This window comes from Staphylococcus pasteuri, from assembly GCF_030547725.1.
GTDB classification, from domain to species: domain Bacteria; phylum Bacillota; class Bacilli; order Staphylococcales; family Staphylococcaceae; genus Staphylococcus; species Staphylococcus pasteuri.
Genome location: NZ_JAUOQO010000128.1, coordinates 1 through 328, shown reverse-complemented (window position 1 = coordinate 328; position 328 = coordinate 1). Strand labels below are relative to the sequence as shown.

1 protein-coding gene is annotated in these 328 nt (G+C 43.6%); it reads right to left on the bottom strand.

Going from position 1 to position 328, the window contains the following annotated elements; translation table 11 throughout:
• The coding region (locus tag Q4528_RS13095; protein ID WP_303521913.1) for an HD-GYP domain-containing protein at window positions 1–283 on the bottom strand (283 nt) is incomplete at its 3' end.
• Between the last annotated feature and the right edge of the window lie 45 nt (window positions 284–328).

Genomic DNA, 328 nt, shown 5'->3' with positions numbered 1-328 from the left:
GCGTATGGCGCTGCATATGAGCGTATTCTTCGGCAGTTAGCTTTGAAGGTTTGAGTAGGATATCGTCGGGGATACCAATTTTACCAATATCATGCATTGGCGCCGCTTGTAATAAGTCATAGGCCTCTTCGTCAGCTAATCCAGAGGCTTTTGCAATAACGTAGGAGTAGCGGCTCATACGTAATACATGCATGCCTGTTTCGTTATCTTTATACTCAGCTGCGCGTCCGAGGCGTTGAATTAATTCAACATGGGTCTTTTTTAGCTTTTCTGCTTTGACCATGGATAAATGTGTTTTCACACGGGCTTTTACAATGGATGGTGAAAT